The 4,275-nt window shown below is 35.3% G+C and carries 6 protein-coding genes; 5 read left to right on the plus strand and 1 reads right to left on the minus strand.

What is annotated here, in order from left to right:
* Nucleotides 1-193: 193 nt before the first annotated feature.
* From ILS93_RS28330 to ILS93_RS28345, 4 genes are all read left to right on the plus strand, one after another.
* Entirely contained in the window at nt 194-1,189 is a 996-nt protein-coding gene (locus tag ILS93_RS28330; RefSeq protein WP_222661736.1) for a GH25 family lysozyme, read from the plus strand.
* A gap of 474 nt (nt 1,190-1,663) precedes the next feature.
* Nucleotides 1,664-2,032 carry a hypothetical protein gene (locus ILS93_RS28335; protein WP_097818966.1) on the plus strand — a complete coding sequence of 123 codons (369 nt, stop codon included), beginning with the start codon at nt 1,664-1,666 and terminating at the stop codon, nt 2,030-2,032.
* 78 nt (nt 2,033-2,110) lie between these two features.
* The gene (locus tag ILS93_RS28340; RefSeq protein ID WP_016089870.1) at nt 2,111-2,347 is read left to right on the plus strand and encodes a hemolysin XhlA family protein; all 237 of its coding nucleotides are present in this window, start codon (nt 2,111-2,113) and stop codon (nt 2,345-2,347) included.
* The gene (locus ILS93_RS28345; RefSeq protein ID WP_064475120.1) at nt 2,347-2,586 is read left to right on the plus strand and encodes a hypothetical protein; all 240 of its coding nucleotides are present in this window, start codon (nt 2,347-2,349) and stop codon (nt 2,584-2,586) included. The genes ILS93_RS28340 and ILS93_RS28345 overlap by 1 nt, the downstream gene beginning before the upstream one ends.
* Nucleotides 2,587-2,700: 114 nt before the next feature.
* Here the strand turns inward: ILS93_RS28345 and ILS93_RS28350 are convergent, their stop codons facing one another.
* Nucleotides 2,701-3,261, minus strand: coding sequence for a sunset domain-containing protein (locus ILS93_RS28350; RefSeq protein WP_222661734.1), 561 nt, complete (start codon nt 3,259-3,261; stop codon nt 2,701-2,703).
* A 334-nt stretch (nt 3,262-3,595) separates the two neighbouring features.
* Here ILS93_RS28350 and ILS93_RS28355 point away from each other — a divergent pair.
* The coding region (locus tag ILS93_RS28355) for an RNA-guided endonuclease TnpB family protein (RefSeq protein ID WP_222661735.1) at nt 3,596-4,275 on the plus strand (680 nt) is incomplete at its 3' end.

Genomic DNA, 4,275 nt, shown 5'->3' on the forward strand with positions numbered 1-4,275 from the left:
CGCGTACAAAGGCAGTATTAATTCAAAAGAACCTCTTACAGTATTCTTCCGTAAAGAAGGCTGGATTGATATTGGTGGGAATCGTTGGACACCAGAGAAACACTTTGACATTGTAGATATTCGATAAAAACAACTCTGTTAAGAGTTGTTTTTTTATTCTTAAATTTTTATAGGAGAAAGAAGGCGAATGGAAATGAAAAAAATTGCAGATTTATCTCATCACAATAATTCAATAAATTGGGCTGCAGCTAGTAAGGAGCTAGACCTTGCTATTATACGTGTACAATATGGATCTAGGACAATTGATAAACGTTATAAAGAGTATGTGCAAGGCTGTAAAGACTATGGTGTCCCATTTGGGCACTATGCTTATGGATGTTATGTAAGTATTCAGGATGCTATTGTAGAAGCAAATGATTTTATGGCGCGCGCTGATAAAGAAGCAAAGTTTTTAGTATTAGATGTAGAAGATGACACATTAGCAAGTTGTGGAGCGGCTAACTTAGCAAAAGCTTCGCAGGCATTTATTGATACATGCCGTGCAGCAGGTTGGAAAGTAGGTCTATATGTATCACACCACATGTATACAAGCTATGGACTTAATACTGTGAATGCGGATTTCCTTTGGATTCCACGTTATGGAAATAAACCAGCGTATAGTTGTGATTTATGGCAGTATACAGAAACAGGTAGTCTTGCAGGCGTAACTGGTAATGTAGATTTAAATTATTTAAACAGTGAAAAATCTCTTGAATGGTTTACAGGTAAGGGTGGCGTTGTTGGTACACCGCAACCAGAGGGGATTGGGTTCGCAAAATCAATATATTGGGAAGGATATGGTATTAACTATTACGATGGACCACACGGTAACTATCTTGGGGACTTTACGACAGCAGCAGAAGTATTATACTGGGATGCGTACTGGGGAGAAGATAATGATGTTTGGTTAGATCTAGGTAGAGGCCGTTGGGTAAAAGCAGAGCATTATTATTGGAGACCCTTTAAGGCAATATCAAAATTTCCAGAAGGATATGAAGTAAGCTATTGTGATGGAATTAACGGCGCATACAAAGGCAGTATTAACTCAAAAGAACCTCTTACGGTATTCTTCCGTAAAGAAGGCTGGATTGATATTGGTGGGAATCGTTGGGCACCAGAGAAACACTTTGACATTATAGATATTCGATAAAAGGTTTAGGTCTACTCGTTTGAGTGGCTATTCGTTTTGGGTTCTGGCTAAGACCGGGAATAAAAAATGGTACTGTTGTCCTGAACTAAGTTGTTCTCATGCCTTGATTCAAGAAGGAATTGAGTAGATCAGTAATCAGTTTGTTTAAAGACTGCATAGATATTGAAACTATTCTTTATAAAGACATTAAAAAGCACGTATTTAAGTTAACAAAGAGCAAATCATTGGAGATTTTGGAGTAGTAATTTATATCTAGCTTAGACAATGGTGTATGGTTCAAGTGAAAAATCAATAAAAAAGATAGTGTAATCACAAATAAATTAAACACATTAGAAGATATTTTTAAACGTATTAATAGAAGATCTCTAAGTAAAATTAAAAACTGAAGAATTAACAAAAATACAACTGAAAAGAAAACAAAAACGGAGCAGCTATAAGCTGCTCTATTTTTGTTTTTTAGGGGGAGAGAACAAGATGACAAATCCTATCCAAAATAAACATCCAGAGGACAATCAATTACAGAGCCAAATTATCAATCAAATCATTCCTATCTTAGAGAAGTTAGTTATGCAATTCATTCAAAATCCAACTCCGAATGAGGATATGATGCCAGGTAATGATAATAAGTTTATGGAAATTGATGATGTTGTAGACAATTTAGTGAATGCTGGGATTATTACCGCTAGTAATTTTAATGTTAACGTAGAGCTATTTAGAGGTAGTCCAATTACGGTTTCCATTGTTAAAGCAGGGGATCCAGTAGTAGAAGTTCCTGCAGAAGTTGATGTTGGGGGTTCTATCGAGGGACATATAGATGAGAAAGATAAAAAAGGAACTAAATAATGAAACATAAAGCCAAGCATATTGTAGTGTAGGATTTTTTATTTTAAAGCAAATAAGAAGTGGGAAAGAGGTGGAAATATGGATGGTTTACAAGAGGTGAAAGGGGATGTTCACGAAATAAGGCAAGATATTAAAGACATACGATTAGAGATTAGAAGTTTAGAAATGCGGACAACAGGTAATGAAAAAGACATTATTAATATTAATAAGCAATTAGATAAGATTAGTGCTAATACAACATGGATCTTACGTCTTATTATTGGTGGAATAATTGGAGCGGCTCTGACTTTCTTCTTGAAAGGTGGCGGTATGTAATGATTGAAATTACGGCAATGATTGGGGTTGTTGTAGGATTATCACAAATTGCAAAAACAAATGGATTGCAAACGAAATATATCCCGATATTAAATTTGACGCTTGGCATTGTGCTAGGTGTTTTATTTTTGTCTCAAGATATCAAAATGAATATACTTCAAGGAATGATTATCGGATTGTCAGCAAGTGGATTGTTTGACCATACAAAAATTATGAAAAAGGATGACAATGGGAAATGAAAAAGAAATACAAACATATAATTCTAATAGGAAGACATTTTATATACTGCTAGTGAGAAGTATATGAGTGTGAAGTAATAGTAAAACCGACTCATAAGGAGCCGGTTTTTTAATTTATTTTTTTGATGCCCTATAACCGGCAGATTTTGCGTCGGCTTCTGAACAAAACATCTCTTCAGCTTTCGTTTTATCATAGAACTGTTGACCAGGCATATGATAAATTTTCTCGCCCCTACTATTTTTATTGCCTTTGATAGTACAAGTACCATTTTGTTCTATTACTTGATTTGTTTTGGGTTGAGTAGCAGCTTCTTGTTTCTTTTGTTGCTCTTGTTGTTTCTTCAATTCTTGTTGTTTTTGCTGCTCGTCACGTTGTTTCTGAAGTTCCTGCTGTTTTTTTTGTTCAGCTTCTTGTTTTTTAAGTTCTTCTTGTTTCTTTTGTTCCTCTTGTTGCTTCTGAAGATCTTGTTGTTTTTTCTCGTCTTCCTTTGATTCCTCAGATTTCTTTGTTTCTTCTTGTTTAATAGTAGTAGCGGCTTTGTCGGATTTATCGTTATCCGAGTCTTTAGCGCACGAGCCAATTAAAATAATTAATAAAATAATAATACCTAGGCACCCAAAACATCCGCACCCTCTGCGCTTTTTTTCTTCTTTTTCATTAATTGCTTTTGCCATCCTAATCCCCCCCTTAAGTATTCTAAATTTCAATATACAGTATAACAGATGTTATAGGGGTATTTTACAAAAATAATGGATATTCGATTGGTCGTAAGAAAAGAGCTAATCCTTGTATAGAATTAGCTCTTTAATATTTATCATTTTAGCCAAGAAGACTCCTTCCTCAAGGAACGCGAAGTGAGTAGGTGGGAGATGAATGATGAATTGGCTTCGAACAAGGGATGGCAGGAAGCCATCTTAATTGTTCGACATACAGAAAGTGTTACTTTAACTATCTGCCGAATATATGTTTGGTTTATAATAGTTATATACCAAAATGGAGGTGAATGAAATGATGATCAATAAAGCCTATAAGTTCCGTATCTATCCAAATCAAGCACAAGCAACTCTAATCAACAAAACGATTGGTTGTTCCCGCTTTGTATTTAATCATTTCCTATCCTTATGGGATCACACATACAAAGAGACAGGAAAAGGCTTGACCTATGGTACATGCTCTTCCAAACTTCCTGCCAGGAAAAAAGAGTTTGTTTGGCTAAAGGAAGTGGATAGTATTGCGATTCAGTCGTCTGTTCGCAACCTTGCGGATGCGTATACACGATTTTTCAAAAAACAAAATAGTGCCCCGCGTTTCAAATCCAAGAAAAATAACGTACAATCTTATACCACAAAACAAACAAATGAAAACATTGCCGTTGTAGGAAACAAAATAAAATTGCCAAAACTAGGTCTTGTTCGATTTGCCAAAAGTCGTGAAATAACAGGACGTATTGTAAATGCTACAGTTAGACGAAACCCTTCTGGTAGATATTTTGTATCACTATTAGTTGAAACAGAAGTACAAGAACTTCCGAAAACACATTCTTACATAGGAATAGATGTAGGACTAAAAGATTTCGCTATTTTGTCAGATGGAAAACCCTATGAAAATCCGAAGTTTTTCCGATCATCAGAAGATAAGTTGGCGAAAGCACAACGTGTCCTTTCTAGAAGAATGAAAGGATCTTCTCG

The sequence above is a fragment of the Bacillus sp. 16GRE42 genome (genome assembly GCF_019837435.1).
Taxonomy (GTDB): Bacteria; Bacillota; Bacilli; order Bacillales; family Bacillaceae_G; genus Bacillus_A; species Bacillus_A wiedmannii.